The organism is Brevibacillus laterosporus (assembly GCA_007833815.1).
Lineage (GTDB): Bacteria > Bacillota > Bacilli > Brevibacillales > Brevibacillaceae > Brevibacillus_B > Brevibacillus_B laterosporus_D.
The window spans coordinates 3,676,020-3,701,530 of sequence record CP033464.1; the positions used below are offsets into that span (position 1 = coordinate 3,676,020).

11 protein-coding genes and 1 pseudogene are annotated in these 25,511 nt (G+C 37.6%); 4 read left to right on the forward strand and 8 right to left on the reverse strand.

Annotation, left to right across the window (positions count from 1 at the left end):
• The 3 genes from EEL30_18685 to EEL30_18695 all read right to left on the reverse strand — a co-directional run bounded on the left by EEL30_18685 (window position 1) and on the right by EEL30_18695 (window position 15,836).
• Window positions 1-10,764: an amino acid adenylation domain-containing protein gene (locus EEL30_18685; GenBank protein QDX94131.1), complete on the reverse strand. Its 10,764-nt coding sequence runs from the start codon at window positions 10,762-10,764 to the stop codon at window positions 1-3.
• 95 nt (window positions 10,765-10,859) lie between these two features.
• A complete protein-coding gene (locus tag EEL30_18690; GenBank protein ID QDX94132.1) occupies window positions 10,860-14,087 on the reverse strand; it encodes an amino acid adenylation domain-containing protein in 3,228 nt (1,075 codons plus the stop codon).
• A gap of 732 nt (window positions 14,088-14,819) precedes the next feature.
• Window positions 14,820-15,836 (reverse strand): NADP-dependent oxidoreductase, encoded by a 1,017-nt coding sequence (locus EEL30_18695; GenBank protein ID QDX94133.1) that lies wholly within the window; start codon window positions 15,834-15,836, stop codon window positions 14,820-14,822.
• A 177-nt stretch (window positions 15,837-16,013) separates the two neighbouring features.
• Here EEL30_18695 and EEL30_18700 point away from each other — a divergent pair, with 177 nt between their 5' ends.
• A complete protein-coding gene (locus EEL30_18700) occupies window positions 16,014-16,691 on the forward strand; it encodes a TetR/AcrR family transcriptional regulator (protein QDX94134.1) in 678 nt (225 codons plus the stop codon).
• Window positions 16,692-17,279: 588 nt separating this feature from the next.
• Here EEL30_18700 and EEL30_18705 read toward each other — a convergent pair.
• From EEL30_18705 to EEL30_18725, 5 genes are all read right to left on the reverse strand, one after another.
• A complete protein-coding gene (locus EEL30_18705) occupies window positions 17,280-17,621 on the reverse strand; it encodes an ArsR family transcriptional regulator (GenBank protein ID QDX94135.1) in 342 nt (113 codons plus the stop codon).
• 1 nt (window position 17,622) lies between these two features.
• Complete coding sequence (locus EEL30_18710; GenBank protein QDX94136.1) at window positions 17,623-18,054, reverse strand: SRPBCC domain-containing protein; 432 nt, start codon at window positions 18,052-18,054, stop codon at window positions 17,623-17,625.
• A 258-nt stretch (window positions 18,055-18,312) separates the two neighbouring features.
• Entirely contained in the window at window positions 18,313-19,386 is a 1,074-nt protein-coding gene (locus EEL30_18715) for a S58 family peptidase (GenBank protein ID QDX94137.1), read from the reverse strand.
• Window positions 19,387-19,992: 606 nt separating this feature from the next.
• Entirely contained in the window at window positions 19,993-20,481 is a 489-nt protein-coding gene (locus EEL30_18720; protein ID QDX94138.1) for a DinB family protein, read from the reverse strand.
• A gap of 100 nt (window positions 20,482-20,581) precedes the next feature.
• Window positions 20,582-21,604, reverse strand: coding sequence for a YafY family transcriptional regulator (locus tag EEL30_18725; GenBank protein ID QDX94139.1), 1,023 nt, complete (start codon window positions 21,602-21,604; stop codon window positions 20,582-20,584).
• Between the two features lie 32 nt (window positions 21,605-21,636).
• Here EEL30_18725 and EEL30_18730 point away from each other — a divergent pair.
• The 3 genes and pseudogenes from EEL30_18730 (at window position 21,637) to EEL30_18740 (ending at window position 25,496) form a co-directional block, all read left to right on the forward strand.
• Window positions 21,637-22,392, forward strand: a pseudogene (locus EEL30_18730) (23S rRNA (adenine(2503)-C(8))-methyltransferase Cfr).
• Window positions 22,393-22,880: 488 nt separating this feature from the next.
• A complete protein-coding gene (gene lsa, locus EEL30_18735; protein QDX94140.1) occupies window positions 22,881-24,359 on the forward strand; it encodes an Lsa family ABC-F type ribosomal protection protein in 1,479 nt (492 codons plus the stop codon).
• A gap of 474 nt (window positions 24,360-24,833) precedes the next feature.
• Entirely contained in the window at window positions 24,834-25,496 is a 663-nt protein-coding gene (locus EEL30_18740; GenBank protein QDX94141.1) for a hypothetical protein, read from the forward strand.
• The last annotated feature ends 15 nt before the right edge of the window (window positions 25,497-25,511 follow it).

A 25,511-nucleotide genomic window follows, 5' to 3' on the forward strand; every position in this document is an offset into this window, starting at 1 on the left:
TTAGATTAACTCAAGTATGTTCTCTAAATCTTCGAATGAAAGATCATCATCTCCCAAATCGCTTGGGGTGAGTTCTCCTACTTCTTTGGACATGCAATGATCAATAATGAGCAACAAGTGTTTCTTATACATTTCCGCTAGTGCTGCAATCGTTTCTTCCTTGTATTGAAGGCTATTATAGCCAATACTGATTTGCAGTTTTCCACTTTCTACAACGGATGAAATATCTAACAAAAATGGTCTTTCAGACTCTGGACTAAACAGGTTACCTGTCTCGTTTTGGGAAAGCGAAAATACTCCAGTTTTTACATCAGAATCAAATTGTCCTAAATAGTTAAAGCTTACTTCCGGTTGTAGCCCAAAGGATAGGGATGGACGGAGCTCTTTTATCGTTACGTAACGTAGGATGTCATAACCGATCCCTTTGTTTGGTATATGTCGCAAGTTCTCTTTGACCAGCTTGATCTGAAGCGAAATATCTTCTGACTTTTCCAGATCTAGTACAACAGGATATTGCGAGGTGAACCATCCTACCGTTCTAGAAATATTCATATCATTCAAAATGTCCTCTCGTCCGTGTCCCTCTAGGTTGATGATCATTTGATTGGTTTTGGCCCAGTCTTTAAACGTTAGACCTACCGCCGTTAACAAAATATCATTTACCTCAGTGTGATACGAATGATTCACATTTCGTAACAGATTCTCTGTTTGTTCCATTGTAAGTTCAGTCTTTAGGATGCGAGTGTTCTTTTGTTTATTTTCTGCTACTTCAAAATCTCTTGGTAGCATCGTAACCTTTGCTGTTTTCTCTAGCTTCTCCCAATACTCAACTTCTTTGATAATCAGCTCACTATTCGCATACTTTTGCATTTGAATAGACCAGTCTTTAAACGAATCTGTTTTATCTGGAAATGTAATCTCTTGCTTTTGAAGTGCCTGAGAATAAGCGGTGGCAAAGTCCTCAAACAAAATTCTCCATGAAACACCGTCAATTACTAAATGATGAATAGCGATTAACATTTGATCTCCCTCTTTTGTTTGAAAAATCGCTACTTTCATCAATGGCCCTTCTGTAAGGTCGATGCTACTCTGGATTTCATTTGTTAATTCAAGAATTTTTTCATTTACATTTTCTTCTTCTCTTACATCAAACTTGTGAAGCTGGAATTTTTCGTTTTCGATTCCACGATTCCACTGTATGATTCTGTCATTCTCACGTTTGTATACCATTCGCAATGCATCATGATGCTCCACGATTTTTTGGAATACGAGAGCTACTGCATCTTCATCAAAGCCGTTTTCCCCATGTAGCATAACTGCTTGATTCCATTGATGCATATCAGTAAATTGACTTGTGAAAAACCAGCTTTGGATAGGTGTTAGCTCTATTTCACCTTCTACTACACCTTGGTTACTTTTTCTATGGTTAGGTGTCACGAAAGGAATGACCTGCTCAATAGCTGGATTTTGGAATAAATCTTTCATTTCTAATTTCCAACCAGCAGTAGTAAGACGTGTCAAAACTTGAATGGCTTTAATTGAATCTCCACCTAATTCAAAGAAGTTATCTTTTATGCCGATCTTTTCTAAGCCTAAGACTTCTTGCCAAATCTCTGTTACCAATTGTTCTAAATCGTTTCGAGGAGCGTCATAGGCTTTTCCCGTATCATGATTTTTATCTGGCTCTGGCAATGCTTTCCTATCGATCTTATCGTTTGGTGTTAATGGCATTTTATCTAGTTGCACAAAATAGGCTGGGATCATATAGTTTGGTAATTCATCAGCTATATACCCTCTTACCTCTGCGACAGACACAGCTTCATCTGAAACAAAGTAAGCACATAAATAAGATTGTCCTTGATGATCTTCACGTGCTAGGACGGCAGCCTCTTTAATCAGGTGATGTTCTAACAGAAGACTCTCGATTTCACCTAGCTCTACTCGATGACCACGTATCTTCACTTGATGGTCAATTCGGCCAAGATACTCAATGTTTCCATCGGGAAGCCATCGTGCTAAGTCTCCAGTTTTATACATTTTTTCACCAGGTACAAATGGGTTATCAACAAATTTTTCAGCGGTTAGTTCCGGTCGATTCCAATACCCTCTGGCTAACCCTACGCCTCCTACACACATTTCGCCTACTTCGCCAATGCCTTGTAGCTGGTGACGCTGATCTACGATATAAACTTGCGCATTTTGAATGGGAACACCAATAGGAACAGACTGCCCTGCATTCTCTTCTGCATGTGCCTTCCAGCAGGTAGCACAAATGGAGGTTTCGGTCGGACCATATCCATTGATATAGGTCACTTTGTCTTTCCATTTATTTACCAAACCAAACGATGTAGCTGAGCCCGCAGTGATAAGAGTACGTAACGTTGAAAGACGTTCTGGCTCCAAATGAATGACATACGTTGGTGGTAAGGTAAGAACAGTAATTCCTTGTTGATTAACATAATTCTCGAACTTCACAAAATCGTTGATGGTGTCTCTGGAAATAATATCTAGTCTTGCCCCTGTTGATAAAGCCATGAACATTTCCCAGACGGAGGCATCGAACGAATTGCTAGCAAATTGGCCGATACGATCCTGTTCACTCACGCCAAGGCTATTTTCAAAGAAGGTCTTTAGATTAGCTATTCCGGTATGCTCTAGCATAACTCCTTTTGGTTTACCAGTCGTACCAGACGTATAGATCACATACGCTAAATCGGTTGGTTGAGTAATTGAGTCAAGATTCGTGGTAGCTATGGTAGCTGGAAGCTGACTTGACACGTTGATGAATTCTGCATCCGAACTTGCCTTATTCATCACATGAGACTGGGCAAGCACCCATTTTGTCTGGCTATCTTCTATCATGTAGCGAATACGATCTTCTGGATATTCAGGGTCGATCGGTAAAAAGGCTGCGCCTGATTTTAAAATAGCTAACGTACCTATCACCATGTCTAGCGATCGTTCCACCATAATGCCTACTAGTTGATTAGATTGTACGCCCTTTTCACGTAGTAACCTCGCAAGCTGATTCGCTTTTTCATTTAATTCCTGATAGGTCAATTGGGTCTGTTCGAACACAACAGCTATTTCATGCGGATGTTTTTCTACTTGTGCTTCAAACAATTGCTGGATGGTTTGATCTGATGAAAAATCAGCTGAATGATTATTAAATTCCACTAACAGAAGTTGTTTCTCCGCCTCTGTTAGCATGTCGATTTCAGATAAAGGAACTTCCATATTAGCAATGATTGTTCGTACGACTTGTAGAAAGTGACCTGCTATTCGTTCGATGGTTTTTCGAGTAAACAGCTTCGTGCCATATTCAATACGGAATAGGATTTCTTCAGGCCCTTCCGTCATATGAAAAGCCATATCAAATTTGGATACTGCTACGCTGTCTCCTTGTTCGTATGGACGCATCACAAGCTGATCAAAGGTTCTTGTTTCCACATCACTGTTTTGCAGAATAAACATGGTGTCAAAAAGCGGATTTCTGCTCGGGTCTCTTTCCAGTTGCAGTTTCTCTACAAGCTCTTCAAATGGGTAATCTTGATTTTCATAGGCTTGTAGCGCATTCTGTTTTACTTCCTTTAGGAATTCTTTGAACGTTTTATTACCGGCTGGTTTGTTTCTCATCGCTAGTGTATTAACAAACATTCCGACGACATTCTCTAAATCTGCATGTGACCTTCCCGTAATAGGAGCGCCAACAATAATATCTTCTTGATCAGAATACTTGGAAAGTAGTACATTGTAAGCCGCTAACAAAACCATATAGCGCGTTGTGCCCGCTTCAGCTGCCACCTTATGCAAACCATCAAAGATCTCTTTTCCCATTCCCATCATAAATTGATCACCGTCAAAGCTTTGAATAGATGGTCTAGGATAATCTGTTGGCAGGTTCACTATAGGAATCTCACCTACGAACGTACTCAACCAATAATCTTCTTGTTCTTTTATGGCATCTGTTTGGAAATATTCATTTTGCCATACAGAGAAGTCTTTATACTGAATAGGTAGATGAGGTAGTTCTCTGCCCTCATAAATGTCTGCTACTTCTTTGAGAATAATCCCGATAGATGTGCCATCTGAAGCAATATGATGAACATCAAACAGGAAGATATGCCGTTCCTCTCCCACTTTCACTAGACCGCCTCTGCAAAGTGGGGAGACAGTAAGATCAAATGGCTTCACAAATGAATGGAAAATTTCACTTATTTCATGTTCTGAGGCTATCATATACCCCATATCAAGCTCTACATGTTCTTGAATGCTTTGAACGATTTGTTCTTTTATCACGAGATAACTTGTTCTCAAGCTCTCATGTCGATTAATCACCTTTTGCAACGCATGTTTGAAACGATCTTTATTTAATGTCCCTTCAATTACCATCATTCCAGGCATATTGTAACTGATACCTAAACCCTCTAGTTGGTGAAGAATGTACATCCGTTTCTGAGCAGACGAAATAGGATAGTATTCTTGTTGTGGTACTGATGGAATGGAAGTAAATAATTTCTTCTCAGATTGAGACACATATTCTGATAGGGACGCAATTATCTGGGCTTCAAACAACACTTTTAAAGGTAGCTCAATTTGAAGCTTTTTATGCATCTGGGTGATCACTGACATAGCTTTTAGTGAATCACCACCCAATTCAAAAAAGTTATCCTTGATCCCGATCTTTTTTATCCCTAAAACTTCTTGCCAAATTTCTGTTAGCGATTGTTCCAATTCATTTCGTGGTGCGTCATATGCTTTTCCTGAATCCTGATTTTTATCTGGCTCTGGTAATGCTTTACGATCAATCTTATCATTTGGTGTTAATGGCATTTTATCTAGTTGTACAAAGTAGGAAGGGATCATATAGTTTGGCAGTTCATCTGCTACATATCCTCGTATCTCTGCCATAGCCACGTTTTCATCTGAAACAATGTAGGCGCATAAATAAGATTGTCCTTGGTGATCCTCACGTGCTAGAACAGCAGCCTCTTTTATCTGGTGATGTTGTAACAAAAGACTCTCGATTTCACCTAGCTCTACTCGATGGCCACGTATCTTCACTTGGTGGTCGATTCTGCCAAGATACTCAATGTTTCCATCGGGAAGCCATCGTGCTAAGTCTCCTGTTTTATACATTTTTTCGCCAGGTACAAACGGGTTATCAACAAATTTCTCAGCGGTGAGTTCGGGTCGATTCCAATAGCCTCTAGCTAGCCCTACACCACCTACACACATTTCGCCTACTTCCCCAATCGCCTGTAGCTGGTGACGTTGATCTACGATATAAACTTGCGCATTTTGAACGGGAACACCAATAGGAACAGACTGCCCTGCATTCTCTTCTGCATGTGCCTTCCAGTAGGTAGCACAAATGGAGGTTTCGGTCGGACCATATCCATTGATATAGGTCACTTTGTCTTTCCATTTATTTACCAAACCAAATGACGTAGCCGACCCTGCCGTGATAAGAGTGCGTAGGCATGGAATACGTTCTGGTTCCAGATGAATGACATACGTTGGAGGCAAGGTAAGTACGGTAATGCCTTGCTGACTAACATAATTCTCGAATTTCATAAAATCTGTAATTGTCTCTTTCGAAATGATCGTTAGTCTGGCACCTGTTGATAGAGCCATGAACATTTCCCATACAGAAGCATCAAACGAATTGCTAGCAAATTGTCCAATATGATCCTGTTCACTTACGCCAAGACCATTTTCAAAGAACGTCTTTAAATTAGCTATTCCGGTGTGCTCTAGCATAACGCCTTTAGGTTTACCGGTCGTACCCGACGTATAAATCACATACGCTAAATCAGTAGGTTGACTGATAGGAAGTAGATTAGTACGCGCCATGCCATCTATAACCTGATCGCCCACATTAATAAACTCAGTATTGCACGCTACCTTATTCATTACATGCGGCTGCGCAAGCACCCATTTTGCCTGACTATCTTCTATCATGTACCGAATACGATCTTCTGGATATTCAGGGTCAATCGGTAAAAAGGCTGCGCCTGATTTTAAAATCGCTAACGTGCCTATTACCATGTCTAGCGATCGTTCTACCATGATGCCTACAAGCTGATTGGATTGGACACCTTTTTCACGTAGCAATCTCGCAAGCTGGTTCGCTTTTTCATTTAATTCTTGATATGTCAATTGAGTCTGCTCGAACACAACAGCTATTTCGTGAGGCAGTCTTTCTACCTGGGCTTCAAATAGTTGTTGGATGGTTTGATCAGGTGAAAACTCAGCTTGCGTATCATTGAACTCCTCGATCAAAAGCTGTTTCTCTGCACCTGTTAGCATGTCGATTTCAGACAAGGAGATTTCTGAATTCTCGACTACAGTACGGATGATTTGAAGCCAATGATTTGCCATTCTTTCTATTGTTTCTTTCTTGTATAAATTCGTGGAATACTCAAAGCAGAACTTCATTTCATTTTTTTCTTCACTTGCCTCTAATGAGAAATCGAATTTAGCATGCTTGCCCTTTGGCACATATGGAGTAAACTTCATTTCGTCTATTTCAAAAGAGTTGTGATCCGTGTTTTGTAGAATAAACATGGTGTCAAACAAAGGATTTCGACTCATATCTCTTGATAGATCGATTTTTTCTACCAATAATTCAAATGGATAATCAGCATTTTCAAAAGCAAGCAAAGCATTGTTCTTTACATCAGCAAGGAATTCCGTGAATGATTTGTTACCCACAGGCTTATTTCTCATTGCCAATGTATTTACAAACATCCCTAGAAGATTTTCTGTATCTGCATGCGATCTACCCGCGATCGGTGTGCCTATAATAATTTCTTCTTGATCGGAATATTTCGAAAGCAGGACATTGTAAATCGCTACCAAGACCATATAGAGTGTTGTCCCTCTGTCTGAAGCTATTCGATATAATCCATCTACTAATTCTTTTTCCATCCCGAATGAATAGCGGTCACCTTCAAAGCTTTGGATAGTAGGTCTTGGATAATCAGTTGGCAGATTCAAAAGTGTAACTTCTCCTGAAAAAGCAGTCACCCAATAATCTTCCTGCTTTTTAAAAGCTTCGGTTTGGAAGAACTCATTTTCCCAGACTGCAAAATCTTTATATTGAATTCGAAGCTCAGGAAGTGATTCACCTTGATAAAATCTGGTTAATTCATTAATAAAGATGTTTGAAGATACTCCATCTGAAATAATATGGTGCATATCAATGAGTAGGTAATGGCGTTCTTTGTTCAGCTTGACTAGACCTACACGAATTAACGGAGCTGATTCAAGAGTAAACGGCTGAATGAATTCCTCTATGACCTGCTCAGCTTGCTCTTCTATGGACTCCAAATAGTTTATTTTGATTTTGACATCCTGATTCACACGTTGAACGGCTTCCCCATTTACGGTATGAAAAGAAGTACGTAGAATTTCATGGCGCTGGACTAAGCTCTCAACTGCCTGTTCAAAGCGCCCATAATCTAACGTACCATCTACTACCATTACAGTAGGGATGTTATACCCCGTACCCTCTTGAGAAATTTGGTTTAAAATAATCATTCTCTTTTGTGCGGAAGATACTGGATAAAATTCCTTACCTGGTACTGATGGAATAGCTGTATAACTCTCGTCTATATGTCCACCTTCTATATATTTTGCAATTGCTTGAATAGTCGGGGTCTTGAATAGTATTCGTAGTGGAATATCTACCCCATATTCTTTCTGTATAAGTGAAATAAGACTCATCGCTTTCAAAGAATGGCCACCCAGTGAAAAGAAATGATCATGAATACCGATCTGAGGGATACCCAGAACACTTTGCCAAATAATTGCAAGCTTTTGTTCCAGTTCATTGGTAGGAGCTACATACGTTACCCCTGTACCTATCGTTCCTTCAGGTTTTGGAAGCGATCTTCTATCAATCTTTCCATTGGGTGTAAGCGGGATTTTTTCCAGTGTTACAAAGAAAGAAGGAACCATATAGTCAGGAAGAGTTTTACCTAAATAATCACGTAGTTCAATATCACTTACTTCTTTACTTTGAACAATATATGCAACCAAATATTTTGCTTGGTTTTCATCGATTCGATCCACTACAACCGTTTCTTTTATATCCTTATGGTTGAGTAGGTGTGATTCGATTTCACCAAGCTCTATACGATGACCTCTTATTTTTACCTGTTGATCAATTCTGCCTAGATATTCAATATTTCCATCTGGCAACCAACGGGCTAAATCACCTGTCCGATACATTTTTTCAGTTGGTTTGAAAGGATTTATACTAAATTTTTCTGCAGTCAACTCAGCATTATGGATATAGCCTCTTCCCACGTTGGCGCCGGATATAAATAATTCACCTGCAATACCTTGTGGCTGTAGCTTTTGTTCCTCATCCAAAATGTAAATACCTGTGTTAGAAATTGGTTTACCAATGGACGGGATCTCAGGAATTTCGTTGTTAGGGTCAATTGTATATGTTGTCACAACATGTGTTTCCGATGGACCATAGTGATTATGCAGATAAACCCGATGATTGCGTAAATATCGTTTCAGCTCAAGAGTTACAACTAATTGTTCCCCAGCAGTAACAATATGTTTAATGCAAGTTGGGAAAATCGTAGCAAAACCCTTGTCGTTAAAAATAAATTTTAGAAAGGCACCAGGCAATGACAAAATACTAATTTTTTCTCTCTCAATGAAGGTAAATAGCTTCTCTACATTACGTCTCATGTCATCAGTAATGAGATACAACTGTCCTCCACTTAGTAATGTAGAAAATATTTCCTGATAGCATACATCAAAACTGCATGTCGTATACTGCAATACTTTTTCATCAAATGAAATATTGGTCTTCGAGAAGGTAAACTGCATCAAGTTAACCATGTTCTTATGTTCAAGCATGACCCCTTTTGGTTTACCTGTTGTTCCTGATGTATATATGATATAAAACAAGTCATTTGAGCTATTCTGGTTTTCTACATGATCCATACTTTCTAGGTTGATGCTACTATCTTGAATGTCCACTATCTCTATTGCAGAAGGACTTTTATGCATTAGATGCCGCTGTGTCAGAAAGAGCTGTACCGCGCTATTCTCCAACATATAGCTAACTCTTTCTTCTGGATATTCAGGATCGATCGGTACAAATGCCCCACCAGCTTTTAAAACTCCTAATATACCCACAATCATATCAATCGACCGATCCATCATAAGCCCGACCAACTGATCTGACTTAATTCCTTTTTTTCTTAAGAATCTAGCTAATTGATTAGATTTTTCATCTAATTGTCTGTATGTTAGTTGCTTATCCTCCAAAACAACAGCGATTTGCTCAGGTGTTCTCTCTGCTTGTTCTACGAATAGCTCATGAATGGTTTTATCCGGATACTGAACTTCCGTGTTATTTAACTCCACGACCACGTGTTGATATTCCTCTTCCGTGAGCATAGTAATGTCTTTGATCTGCACGTTTGGATTATTTGCTACGCATGCAGCTATTTCTTTCATGTGCCCTTCAATTCTTTTCATAAACGTAGTATCGAAAACGGCAGAATTATAGTCTAATCGAATATGGATTTCTTCTCTTGGTTGCACCATGATTGTTAAATCATAATTGGTTGGCTCAAACATCTCGACAGAATGAACCGAAAACTCCACCTCTTGCATGACACTATTCTTTTTCAATTCTTCTACAAGTGGATAATTTTCGATAACAACAATATGATCAAACAAATCTTGTTTTAATTCAGAATGGTTTTGAATCTCATACAAAGGAACATGCTCATACTGCTGAGAACTAAGCGTTCTTTGATGAACATCTTTCACAACCTCACCAAAGGATTGATCTTTTTTCGAGTGAACACGCACTGGGAGGGTGTTAATGAAGAGTCCAACCATTCTCTCGATACCACTTAATTCAGATGGACGACCTGAAACAACTGACCCAAATATCACATCTGTTGCCGAATTATACTTTTGAAGCACAAGCCCCCAAATGGTTTGAAAAACAATCGGAAGTGTCACTTGATTATTTTGAGCGATTTGCTGTAATTGTTGTGTGAGCGAACGACCAAACGAAAAATGATATTGCTTAGGTAAAAAATCCTCTTGCTCCTTGTCAGCTCCATTTTTTTGTAATACAGCTTGATTTTCATAATTCTCCAGATATTTCAGCCAATACTGAAGTGCTGCTTGTTGATCTTGTTTCTCCAACCATTTAATAAACGTACTGTATGCTTGCACCGGATGTAACGACAAAGATTTATTATCTTTTAAAGAGAGATAGATCTGTAAGAGATCATCAAAAATAATGCTGAAGCACCAACCATCCATAATAATATGATGAAAGCTCCAAATGACCTGATAATCATCCGCGCTCATTTGCAAGATAATTACCCTCATGAGAGGATCTTTGGTTATATCAAACGTTGCTTTCTGATCATTTCTTCTATATTGTTCAGCTCGTTCTTTCTTTTGTTGCTCATCATACGCGGTCAAATTATGAAATTGGATGGGAATTGGTCGTTCTTTCAACACTACTTGCACGGGCTTCTTCAATTTCTCATGCAAAAAAGTGGTCCGAAATACATCATATCGATCTACTAGCATGTGTAAACTCTTGGTAAAAAGATCAACATCCATTTTTCCTTGGATGGTAATAGACATTTGTACTAAATGTGAGTTATTCTCCCTATTTAGTAGGGAATGAAACAGCATCCCTTCTTGCATAGGAGACAATACATACATATCCTGGACCTGATCTCTCCTAAAAGTACTCACCCAAGCACCCCTCACTTCTTATTTTTTGCCTTTCATACAATAATATGGAACGAAACTATATGCATATCCCTCAAAGCTCTATAGCTAACTATTTATTACTTTATTGACTCTTCTAACAGACTGAAAATATCATCCACATCTTCTAATTCTAATCCCTTAATACTAAAATCACTTGGAGTACGTTCTGTTTCTTGTTTCTGCACACAATGCGTAATCAAACGAAGGAGATGATGCTTATATCTCTCGCTAAGTTTTATAATCGATTCTTCCTTATATTGTTGGTCACTATAAGAAAACGATAGGTTCAATCTCCTGCCTTCAATGACTCCCGTGATATTTAGAACCATATAACTCTCCGTATCTGGACTAATATTATTCTTACCGTCAGCTCCAAGAGAATTTCCTCCACTATATGGAGAACGGATAAACGATTTACGATCTAAATCAGAGTCAAATTGTCCTAAATAATTGAAAGTAATTTCGGGTGTCAGTTTAAAGGATAGAGAAGGTTTCAATTCTTTTGTTGTGATATATTTTAAAATTTCATAACCAATACCTTTGTTAGGTATCTTACGCAGATTCTCTTTTACAACCTTTATATGGTAGGAAAGATCATCTGATTTGTGCATATCAAGTAAAACAGGATATTGGGAAGTAAACCAGCCTACTGTTCTTGAAATATGAGCCTGTTCGATGATTTCCTCACGCCCATGCCCCTCTAAATTGATTAAGATTTGATCTGTCTTAGCCCACTCTTGTAACGTAAGTCCCAATGCGGATAATAAAATATCATTAATTTCTGTTCGATAAGCATGATTCACATTTTTCAACAAGTTATCCGTCTCTTCTAGTGATAATTCCATTTTCATATGGTGTATACTACTTTGTTTGACTGAGGTATTCTCAAAGTCTTTGGGAAGTGGAGCATTATTTGCAGTTGATTCAAGCATTTCCCAATAGGAGATTTCGTTTAATAACTCTTTACTATTGGCATATTCCTTTAGTTGCAATGACCAGTCTCTAAATGAATCCGTTTTTTCAGGTAAACAAATCTCTTTATGCTCCAAGCCTTGTGCATAAGCCGTACCTATATCTTCAAACAATATTCTCCATGAGATGCCATCTACTACCAAATGATGAATGGCAATAAATAGGTGATCGCCGTTTTGGGTATGAAATAACGCAAGCTTTACTAACGGGCCTTCATTTAAATTGATCTGACTTTGTAAACGACAGGACTCCTCATAGATCGCTTGCTGCTCATCCGGATGAGCACGTAAATCGAGTGTAAAAAAGTCGTATAACGAACCTTCTCTACCACGATTTATTTGGCTCACATTCCCGTTTTGCTGTTTATACACCATGCGAAGAGCATCATGATGATCAATAATTTTGTCAAAAACCTTTCGAATGAGAGATTCATCAATTCCATTTGAATGATAAAGCACATAAGATTGGTTAAAATGATGCATGTCAGTAAATTGTTGATCAAAGAACCAGCGTTGGATAGGAGTCAATCCCACTTCCCCCTCCACGATTCCTTGTTCACTCTTTCTATTGGTACTTTTTAATAAAGGTACAAGCTCTTTAATTGTTGGATGCTTGAGTAAGTCCTTTGTCTCCAGCTTTAGCTGATGGGCATACAATCGGGCAGCTACTTGGATGGCTTTAATAGAATCCCCGCCAAGTGTATAAAAGTTATCTGTAATACCGACTCGGTTACTCCCTAATACGCTCTGCCAAATATCTGCAAGAATTTCTTCTTTTTCAGTAGTCGGCGCTTCAAATTCTGTCGTTTCTAGATAGGTAGTATCAGGCTCAGGCAATGCTTTTCGATCAATTTTATCATTAGGTGTCAGCGGCATTTTATCTAGGCGTACAAAATAAGAAGGGATCATGTACATCGGAAGTTCTCTTGCTACATACTCTCTTAGCTCTGCAATCGAAATTTGCTCTGTTTCGATGAAGTAGGCACATAAGTATGCTTGTTCATGCGCATCTTTCCTGGCAATGACAGCAGCCTCTTTTATCTTGTAATGCCGGTATAAAACAGTTTCTACTTCTCCTAATTCAACTCTGTGACCCCTGATTTTTACTTGATGGTCCATACGTCCTACATACTCAATCGTGCCATCGGGAAACCATTTCGCTAAATCCCCCGTTCTGTACATTTTTTCACCTGGTACAAACGGATTAGTGACAAATTTTTCAGTAGTTAAATCTGGACGATTCCAATATCCTCTAGCTAATCCAATTCCACTAATACATAGCTCACCAATTTCACCACATGGTACGTTTTCTAGAGCTTGATTGACTATATAAATCTGTGTATTTTGGATGGGTGATCCAATCGGAACCGACTGCTTTTCTACTTCTTCTGATTTTGCTATCCATGTGGTCGCACAAATACTGGATTCGGTTGGACCATATGCATTGATATATGTTAATTTATCTTTCCATTTATTCACTAGGGGAAAAGAAGTAGCTGAACCGGCAGTGATTAGCTTGCGTAAGAATAAAATACGGTCTGGATCTAAATGAATAAGATACGTAGGTGGTAATGTAATAATAGAAATTTCATTTTGGTTCATATATGCTTCAAATGTCACGAAATCGTTTATAGTATCCTTAGGAATGATGTACAAGCTAGCGCCTGTTAATAATGCCATAAAGAATTCCGACACAGATGCATCAAAAGAGATGCTGGCAAACTGTCCAACCCGGTCTTCAGGTGTGATTTCAAGAATTTTTTTAAAATAATCGATTAAGTTTGCAATTCCTTTATGCTCCAGCATTGTTCCCTTTGGATTGCCAGTAGTACCAGATGTATATATAACATAGGCTAAATCACTAACATTACACGGCAGATTAAGGTTTACATCATCTTGTATGATCATTGTCTGCTCTTCAAGAGTAACAACTTGCTCATGAAAATCAGCTTCACGAATAAGGCCCACTAGAGACTTCTGAGTTAGTACAATTTTGGCTTGACTATCCCTGAGCATATATTGAATTCTTTCTTGTGGATATTCAATATCAATGGGAACATATGCCCCACCAGCTTTTAAAATCGCTAAAATAGAGATGACCATGTCTATTGATCTTTCCATAAAAATCCCGACAATATGGTCTGTTTGAACGCCTTTTTCAATCAATAATCGTGCGAGTTGATTCGCCTTGCAATTAATCTCTCGATAGGTAAGTTTTTCTTTTTCAAAGATGATGGCAGGATTGTCTGGGGTCTTCTCAACTTGATCTTCAAAAAGTTGATGAATTGTTTTATCATACGGGTACGGTGTGGTTCGTGTATGACTGTTCACCATTACAGTTTAACCTCCTGTGATCGGACAAATTCTACAGTACTATGATCATGTCATCAATTAATTGTACTGACGATATGTAACACCTCCTCGTATTCACCTTTACGTGAGTTCAAATGGGATGTATTTTCAGGTAGCGGTTTACTCAATATTATAGAAACGAAAATATGAATTTGTTTTATAAATTTAAAAAAGCAGGAGTCTATCACAGAGGGAACTTTGTGTAGGTCTAAGAGGTTACATTGAGGATTGTTCACGCCATCTACAGCATTTTCTATATCTTTTTAGTAACATAATGGATTTTTTGTTAAATCCTATAACTAACTCTTACTTATACTATATCGGTCATAGTAGAAATAATCATCAATCTTTTGTAATAATCCTATGAATTATAAAACCCGAAATATTACGAAAATAAAATGTTACTTTTTCTCCAAGCATCCGTTTCACTGCTCTTGCCCGAAAAATTGTTTCTGCTGGAAACCACTATTTAGCAAAGTGGTATTACTCACCTAGTTTTACAAAACTTGACTTTTTATGTATTATATCTAAATTTACAATATCTTTCACGCAATTACAATAAACGGATAATAAGTCTTAATATTCTGACAATTATACCAATATCTTAACAATCCCTTGCCAGATCGATAAAAAATCAAGACCTTTCTTGTGGAAGGTCTTAATTTTTTACTTTATTCTATTTATTCCTTATTCTAGTTTACATTTATTTTATTTCTAACAATCTGCTACTTTTACTAATTGTTTTCCTGTATTATCTCCAGAAAACAGTCCCAAGAAAGCCTTAGGTGCGTTTTCAAGTCCTTCCACAATATTCTCTGAATATTTGATTTTTCCCTCTTTTATCCACTGGGCCATTTGAGTCATTCCTTCTTCATAACGATCTGTGTATTGACCCACCAAAAAGCCTTTCATTGTAGCCATTTTTCTTAGAAGCTGTACTTGTATTCTTGGCCCAACATCTTGCTTCTCTGAATTGTATAGAGATATCTGACCACAAATGGGGATGCGCGCTCCCTGAGTAATTAAGCTTAAGACAGCGTCTGATATTGTACCACCCACGTTATCAAAATAAATATCAACACCGTTTGGACATGCTTTCGCTAATTCTAGTTGGATATTTGATGTTGTTTTGTAATTAATTGCTGTATCAAATCCGAGCTCTTCGATTAAATAACGGATTTTTTCATCTGAACCAGCAATCCCTACAACCCGTGCGCCTTTCATTTTTGCTAGTTGTCCCACAAGCATCCCAACTGCTCCTGCCGCACCAGAAATGACAACAGTTTCCCCTTCCTGAGGTTGACCGATATCTAATAGACCAAAATAAGCAGTCATACCAGGCATCCCGAGTACACCCAAAGCAGTTGTAATCGGTGCTAAATCAGCATCTATTTTTTTTACTTGATTAGCATCAGCTACTGAGTAATTTTGCCATCCCAAGTGTCCGAGAACAACATCCCCTACTTGAAAATCTGATGATTTCGTTTCTATGACTTCTCCAATTACTCCACCTGTAAGAACTTCATTTAGTTGAAATGGAGGTATGTATGATTCTTGATTATTCATTCGACCTCTCATGTAAGGATCAACAGATAAGTAAAGCGTACGTATCAAAAGTTGATTGTCATTTGGTTGAGGAATAGAGGATGTGATGATTGCAAAATTGTTGCTAGTTGGAGTGCCAACTGGTCTACTTGTAAGTAAAATTTGATTATTGGTTGCTTCATTCATTTGTAATATCCTCCCTAATTTTTACTATAATTCCATCTTTTCATGCCTATCTTACCATACAAAATGAATTAATTAAACTTTTTTTGTTTATTTAGTATAGTTAAATGTTAGTGGCATGTTTATTTTATGAGATTGCGTTATAATGTATTTTGATGTTCTAGATTGGGAGGCATTGTAGTGAGAAACACTCGTGGCAGATCACGAATAAATGAGCAAGAAATGAAAAAAGAGTTGATTATTAAAATTCTCCCCTTTATTAAGAAGCAAAGGATCAGCTCGTTAAAAATTGAAGACATGGCAAAGTATATGGATATCAGTAAAGCAACCATGTATAAATATTTTTCTTCAAAAAAAGAAATCATAGAATCTACAGTAGAAGTGTACGTGGATTATATTCTTAAGAACTTTAATGAGCTATCAGAGAACCTGTCTGTTTCTTATGTTCGACGTTTTCAAAAAGCTTTTGAAAACTCAGTTGTACTCGCCATTTTTTTATCTGATCTATTATTACAGGATCTAAAAAACATGTATCCTCATTTATACCAGCAAATTGTTGAAGCGCAGAAAGTGCGTAACGATCATTTAAAAAAGTTTTATGAAGCTGGTCATAGCGAAGGCGTATTTCTTCCTGTTAATCCTTCATTATTGATTGTTCAGGATGAACTTTTACTGCAAAATTTGCTCAATCCTGTTTTTTTGGTACAGCACCACATGACACTAGAGCAAGCATTATTTGATTATTATCAGATGAAAAAGCATCAGCTACTCAAGCCTGAAGTCATACCAAACGTAGATGACTCAGTCATTCCCATGCAGTTGGGGAAATGTATTCAAAAAATAACGTGGGCTGAGTAACTCAGTTCATAGAGAAATAAGAATAAGATTCAGGTTCCACATTTAAAGATGGTTAATAAAAAACACAAAAAACCTGAAGGAGAATCTTCATGCTCCCTCCAGGTTTTTTGTGTTTAATAGCTTGGTTTTCTGTTAAAAATGCCGAAATTCTCAATATAGGAACATTTGTTCTAAAACGTATTATTCTATTTACATGCCGCTATTAGTTCGAATAGTAAACACCTTCTAATCCTTATACCTATACGATTTCAGTGGTAGTATACAGACAGATATACTAAATCCAAAGCTAGTATATACATGTTGTTTTAGACTTTCACCAAAAGAACGAAATAGGTATTTACATTCCCCAAAATCAAGAAAAGTCCGTTAATTTTTAACTTTAATTTCCTTAAAGTCCATTAAAATCCTTTATAAAAAGATTAGAAATGCCGATTTTCACGGCACAGGAACACAAGTTCTATTTGGCTGTTATTCATTTTAGAAGACCGTTTTTCTTGATACCTACCAATTGTCCACTCGACTCTGTATAACCACTCTTAAAGTAAGCTCCACAACAGAGCTATGTTGATACGTAAAACAGGCCGCCTCTCAGCGACCTATTTCTTTGCTTTCATCTGCCTCCACAAACCGCTTCAATGCAGACAATTTATTTTCCCAGAAACGTTCATAGTAATCGAGCCACTTCTTTAATTCGAGCAACGGCTCTGCTTTAAGTCGATACCTTGTTTCACGTCCTACTTTTTTTTCTGTAAGTAGCCCAGCTTCTGTCAAAATTCGTAAATGTTTAGATACAGCTGTCCTAGTCATGGGGAAATGGCTACTTATTACGGTAACAGATAGCTCTTGATCACCTAACAATTCTAGTAGCTGCCGGCGAGTTGGATCAGCGATGGCTTGAAACACATCGTACTTAGGAGCTGGTACTGCCATATTAGGCCTCTACGTATGTGATCAATGCTTTTTGCAAACCTACCCAGCCGTTTGCCATTCTGTCTCGTACAAGCGTATGTGTTTCACCAAACTCCGTAATTTTATCTGGGTCCCAACCACTGTGGATGAGTGTACACTCCGTTTGTTTTCCTTTCTCTAATTCGGTTAGTTCAAAAGTAAGTGTCCAATCTTTTCCCCATGTAAAAGAAAGACGATGAGGCGGATCAAGCTCCACTACTTTACAAGGAGACATGCCGAAAGGACCAGCATTCAACTGAAATTCATACCCTTCAATTGGCTGAAAATCATTAGGCATAAACCAAGCGGCAATTCCATCTGATGTAGCAACAGCATCCCATACTTTTTCAATAGGAGCATTACAAACTACTTTTTGGCGAATATCAGGCAGAGTGTTAGGATTATTCGTTTCCATATTGTTTACCTCCGAATATGATTGACTTGGACTTTATCTGCTGGATGAGAACGTGCAGCTGACCATATCTGGTCTATTCCACATTACTAATGGGTCTATTTGATGTCTTATTTTGTGCCATCGTTTCCAAATTACCCCTTCTAGCTATAACCTTTTAATACGACACCTTTTAGTTTCATTTACGATTATATGACACCTTTTGGTTTCATGTCAAACTACCCTTGGAGGTAATTGATTCCTTTCTCCTTGTCGTTTTGCTTATGTAAATGGATAAGCTTCAGCAACTCTTCCAATACGACCCTTAGTTGTCACGGCTTGAGACAGTGAATTCAGGATTGCTTCTTCTGTCGCATCACTTGCAGCAGTAAACAATTGATTCATCACGGGATGATCTTCACGAACCTGCACCCGACTCTCCACAACTTGTTCACTACGATGGGAAATCTTACGAGCTGTTGAAAAGGCAATCACAATATCTCCACTACCATGACTATAATAGCTACCCGTTCTCCCAAGTCCAATTGCGCATCGCTTCGCCATTCTCAATAATTGACGATCACTCACCGGTGCATCTGTAGCAAGAACAATAATAATAGAGCCATCTGATGTATGATCAATAGCTTTCGTTTGATGATCTATCCTTACTAGCTGATCTTTATATCTATCTATTTGAAATTCTTCTTTTTTTCCAAAATTGCTTAACACAAGTACGCCAACTGTATATGTCTCATCACCTACATGGATCAATCGAGAAGAACTGCCTATTCCCCCTTTATATCCAAAGCAGACCATACCTTTTCCTGCGCCAATAGCTCCTTCTTGTGCTTGTTCTTCTGTCGCATTCTTAATCGCACGTACAGCATCTTCTGGTTGAACCATACATTTGCGTATCGCGTTTAGGTACCCGTCATTACACTCACCCACTACCAGATTGATTGTTCCTGTCGTGTCTCCAATCTCTGGATTTTGTTCTAACATTTCCTGAAGTGTGCCTTGCATGACAGCTGGTACCGAAAACGTATTAGTTAGCATGATTGGGCATTCTAATACCCCTAGTTCATTTACCTGTATTAGACCTGTTGTTTTGCCAAAACCATTAATTACATAGCTAGCGGCTGTCACTTTTTCACGAAATAAATTGCCTCCATGCGGTAGGATAGCAGTTACCCCGGTACACGCATAGTCTTGCTCAGGATCATCTAGTGGTCGATCTATGGTGACATGCCCGATACGTACTCCGCTCACATCGGTTATGCAATTTTTCATTCCTGTTGGTAATGATCCTACAGTTATTCCTAGCTCGCGGATTTTTCTTCTTGTTGTATAGTCCATATATGTACCTCTCCCATTTATTCATTTATTTTTACATTATCAAATCTTTGAAGGGTCCATCCTGGCATATCATTAAGAAGGCTCGAACAAAAAAACAGCCGGTGATTACCGTGCTAATGGTGGGTTCGGCTTTCTTATAGTTCCAAATTCTATCATCTACTTTTTAATCGATCAAACCATTCTTCGTATTACTCTGGCCTCCTCCAGAACGATGAACTACTATCGTTCAGTCTGAAATCTCCTAACAAAGACGATTTAACCAACCGGCTCATCGAACTAGTGTTTTTTGTTCATTCAAACTTAAACCCATAGCTTGAATTTCCCACCTATGAATTGCTTGACCATAACTAATATAAAGCTTGAAAAAGGAGTGCTTTCACACGAACATTACTCATTCAAACAATGATGTTGTAATCCCGGCACTTTCTTTTTGCAACAAACCTTCGCATGTTCACACCATTCATCTGTATGTTCACCTTAGAAAAAATAGCTTGTACATAAAAAAGGACGCTGCGAGAGAAGGAATACGTAATCAATCCCTTCTCTTTCAACGATCCCGACAATGATTTCCATCTAATTATCTCCCAAACTCACTACAAGCAACAATTAAACATATAGATCAAACATGTTCACTTCATATCCACGTATCTTTAGATAGGTAAACAACTGCGATCGATGGTGAAAGATATGCGTGACACTCTCCGTAAACCAGTGGGCTTGAGTACCCGCTTGATCATGATAAAAAGGCGTTGTTTTTTTGGTAAGAAACTCTTCTTCTGATAAAGATGACAGATAATCAATACACAGCTGATACCCTTGTTCCATTGCTTGTGCAAGTAACGTAGACGTGTTCATCCTATTGTACTTTTGTTCCACCTGTCGAATCGTTTCCTCCTCTTTCTCCTGCATGATCAGGAGGTCTACTTCTGGTATCGCTACCAAATGACAGGCTAGTTCGTGTAGACTGCGCATGTTTGGAACGGGTTTGTACTCCCAGTCGTCCTCTTTGACTTTTTGGAGAAGTAAGATCGTACTTTGAATGCCTACTTTCATTTGGTGAAATAATTCATCACGTAACACGGAAACATTGGACATACTTCTTCATCCTCTCATCTCGCATGTATCCTTCTGTTCTTAACTCTACCAGCTAATAGTGACAATTCCTGTCATGATTTAAGATTGTCAAAAACACCTTTTATCCATAATGCTTTCTCATTTTTTCAATCTTTTCCTTCATATAGGTAATGAGTTCTTTCGGCTCCTTGACTGTGACCTCCAAACCTAAATTCCAGATAAGCTCAGCAAAAAAAGGGATTTCTGAGCGGGGGATCTTCGTATCTATCCAGCCTGTCCCATCCTTTCGTTCTTCAACCACACGTACTAAGTCCAACACTGATTTTGCCTGTCTCGTACCGTCTCTTGTCAGCTCAACGGCAAAAGGAACGAGATTTCTCCCGTTCTGTTCACTGTATGTAATCCAGTCCATAATGGAGCCAAATAACTGTTTTTTCCTATGTCCAGCTGAGCTTTGCTCTACCGACGCTTTTTTCGGAAAAGAGGCATTCCCGTGATCCTGCTCCAATACATTCGCTTCAGTAGATGGAATTTCCACCTGTTTAATGCGATCAGCGCGAAACATTCGATAAGCTTGACGTTGTAGACAATAAGCTGGACAATACCAAAATCCATTATAGCTGTATAAACCGATGGGTTGTATCATTCGCTCGGTGATGCCCTTTTTTCCATCGTAATGAATAGTAATAACAGATTGGTCTATAGCTGTTTCTAGTAGAACTTCTAAATGAAGAGAGGATTGCGAATAAGTAGGATTCCAAAAGACAATTCGATCTTGCATCTGATCAATTCGTCTTTTTACATCTTCCGGTAAATAGTGATAAAACTTCTTTAACGCGGTTCTAGTTTCTGATCGAAAAGGTAAGGAATCAAAAAACTGCAACGATTGATAGGCAAAAAACATAGCAACTGCTTCTGACTCTTTAAAAAAGATAGGAGGCAGCATGCGGTCCTGCAATAAATAATAGCCGCCGCTTGCTCCCACCTCCGAATAAATAGGAACGCCTAACACGCTTAATTCATTCAAATCGCGCAAAATCGTCCGATAAGAGACTCCAAACTCTTGAGCCAGTTCCCGTGCCGTAAATTTTCGTTTCGCATTAATTGTCATCATCATTTCGATCAAACGTTGCGTTTTTGACATCCTATTGCCCCCGTACGATTTGCCTCATGTATTGGGAATCATTTTGTATATCTTCTCAGTGCGGATGTAATTTTGGGTGTAAATTTTGTGCAACAGGTGACCTTGGATTAAAAAGAAATTTGACCTCAGATGAAATAACTGACCAAATCCTCCATTTTTACTTACAAGGTCACTCAATTGATAGTATTTCTTTTATGGGGATGGGAGAAGCGTTAGCCAATGTACAAGTTTTTGATGCCTTAGATGTACTCACTGATCCTACGCTGTTTGCTTTAAGCCCTCGTAGGTTATCTATTTCGACTATTGGTATTATACCAAGTATAAAAAAAATGACTCTGAATTATCCGCAAGTCAATTTGACGTTTTCGTTACATTCTCCTTTTAATGAACAACGAAGTAAGTTGATGCCGATTAATGATAGGTATCCATTATTAGATGTAATGGACACATTAGATGAGCATATACGAATAACATCAAGAAAAGTATATATTGCTTATATTATGTTACCTGGTGTGAATGATTCTATTGACCATGCTAAAGAAGTAGTAAGTCTATTAAAAGGTCGATATAAAGAAGGACGTTTATATCATGTAAATTTAATCAGATATAACCCAACCGTCAGTTCTCCTTTAAGGCTCGGTGAAGTTGATGAAGGTCATGTTGTTCATTTTTACAAAAAATTAAAATCATCAGGTATTAATGTGACCATTAGAAGTCAATTTGGAATTGATATAGATGCTGCTTGTGGTCAATTGTATGGAAATTATCAAAAGAGCAACAAGCAGTAATTTGAGGTGAAGATGATGCTGAATTGTATTCCATAAAAAAATTTGTTAATATAAAAATACAATTATGAGAGGACTGATGGATGGACAATGATTAACTAATCTATATTTTTATTTGAAATGAATAACTTCAAACTACAAAATATAGGGTTAGTCTATCCATTTTTATTAATCAGTTTACACTTTATTTGTCATGATTCCAATGGCAAAAAAGAACTTATTTAATATAAGTGAAAGACTAATCCTTCCAATTACAAATTGGGAGGATTTTTTATTCTCTCATAGTTAAGATTGATATTTTTTAACTGTAACTTTAATCTAATAAATTAAGGAGAGAGAGAAATGAGCAATTCAGACACTATTGTTACGCATGTAATACTCCGTATAAGTCGTTAATATCCATCAAACTTATACGGAGAAATTTAGAATAGATGGATGTGCCGACTTTGTATAAAAAGTAAAAAGGGTTGATATACAAAGGAGGAATTATCATGTCAATGATACAAGTTCAAGACTTAACTTTTTCTTATCCAGGTAGCTTTGACAATATTTTTGAAGGTGTAAACTTTCAAATAGATACGGATTGGAAACTTGGATTTATCGGTAGAAATGGACGAGGTAAAACAACATTCTTTAATTTATTATTAGGGAATTATGAGTATAGTGGGAAAATCATTTCTTCGGTAGAATTTAATTATTTCCCTTATCCAGTTTCGGATAAAAACAAGTATACTCATGAAATCTTTGAAGAAATTTGCCCCCAAGCAGAAGATTGGGAATTTCTTCGTGAAATATCCTATCTAAATGTTGATGCCGAAGTCATGTACCGACCATTTAAAACATTATCAAATGGAGAACAAACAAAGGTGTTGCTTGCTGCACTCTTTTTGACTGAGGGTCAATTTCTATTAATTGATGAGCCAACCAATCATCTAGACACTGATGCACGAAAGATGGTCTCTGATTATCTAAGGAAGAAAAAAGGGTTTATTTTAATTTCACATGACAGAATCTTTTTAGATGGATGCGTTGACCATATCTTATCTATAAATAGGGCAAATATTGAAGTTCAAAGTGGTAACTATTCTTCTTGGAAGTTAAATTTTGATAGACAGCAGGAACACGAAGAGGCAACAAATCAGCGTCTACAAAAAGACATAGGGAGATTAAAACAGTCTTCAAAGCGTTCAGCAGGTTGGTCTAATCAAGTGGAAGCTTCCAAAAATGGGACAACGAATTCGGGTTCTAAGTTGGACAAGGGTTTTGTAGGACATAAAGCGGCAAAGATGATGAAGAGAGCAAAGAACCTTGAATCAAGGCAACAAAAAGCTATTGAGGAAACGTCAAAACTGCTAAAAAATGTGGAAAAAACTGAGTCATTAAAATTAGAACCATTGGAATTTCAGTCAAATGAATTGATTGTTTTGGCTGATGTGTCTGTTAAGTACGATGACCAGATAGTGAATAAGCCAATTAGCTTTAAAGTTGAACAAGGTGACCGAATTGTACTTAATGGAAAGAATGGAAGCGGAAAAAGTAGTATCCTAAAACTAATTCTAGGAAATCCGGTACATCATACAGGCTCAATGAATTTAGGTTCAGGCCTCATTATTTCCTATCTCCAACAAGATACTTCTCATTTGAAGGGACTGTTATCGGACTTTATTGAAGAGCATGAGATTGATGAAACGTTATTTAAATCCATCCTACGTAAGATGGATTTTGACCGAATTCAATTTGAGAAAGATATATCTCATTATTCTGGTGGACAAAAGAAAAAGCTGCTTATAGCCAAAAGTTTATGTGAAAAAGCTCATTTATATATTTGGGATGAACCGTTAAATTTTATTGATATTTATTCGCGCATGCAGATTGAAGAGCTTATTCAAAGATTTAATCCCACAATGGTTATTGTTGAGCATGATCAGGCATTTCAACAAACAGTTGCAACAAAAACGATATCTATGTAGTTAAATATGAAAAATTGAAGATATAATCAGTAAATCAGGTTATTAAACTATATGGTGCTTTAGTTGAAGAACGTAGCTAAAATGATCAAACTTTTTTATGAAGACTAAACATAAATCTGTTAGAGAAGAATCCATTTTGATCAAACTTTTTTCAAAATGGATTCTTTTATTTATCGTAAAATACTGGTTTATGAGGTGTTTTTGAACAAACTTTATTTTAAAGCAACACCAAATCCCATGCCTTGTTGATCTTTATTGATAGCAATGCGAACCCTGATATCCTCCATCCACAAATATTTTGGTGACAAAGCCACCATTGTTGGTAAGGATGCTGGTTTTCATATATTGTTATATCAGGCTTGGTTTGTTGAATAGAAAATACCAATTTACCACAGAAATAATATGATTGACTGTCGTACAAAAAATTGAAAATGATTACATTTTAGTTTATCATTTGCTATAGGAGTGATGATAATGACTAACCTTATCGTAGAAAGCAGATGGGTGCTTCTCATTGTAGCCGAAATCACATTTTGGCTACTATTTCTTTCTTTCTTACTATTTCGTTATTTGTTTCAAAAGAGTTATGCTTCAAAGATTTCATTGGTACTCCTTTTGCTAAATGAAATTTGGATTATTGGATTAGGTATTATAGATTACATACAAACAGGTGTATTTTCTATTTACCAAATTGTTATTGGTATCCTCCTTCTATACGCAGTCACGTATGGAAAACAAGATGCAATAAAGGTGGACATGTTCCTTCGTAGAAAAATAGCAGCCTGGAAAGGTGAGCCCTGGCCTACATTATCGGAGGATATTGCTTACCTTAAAAATCAACTCTATGGATGGGATCATACAAAAAAGGAACTTATCGGTTTTGCCAAGCACGCGTTGCTCTTCGCATTTGCACATCTATCTGTATTTATCTATCTCTGGGTGGTAAACCAAGATGTAATGCCAGCTGAGCTTTCCTTATTAGATAAAGGAAAGTGGATTATCGCCACTTTTACAAGTATGAAGCAACTAAATGCTGCGAGTGGTATTTGGTCAACCATTCTATTCATTGATGGTCTCATTACTTCTTCTTATATCTTCTCCCCCAAAAAACCTACAAAGAATAATGAGAACATGTGAAAATTTATAATCTGA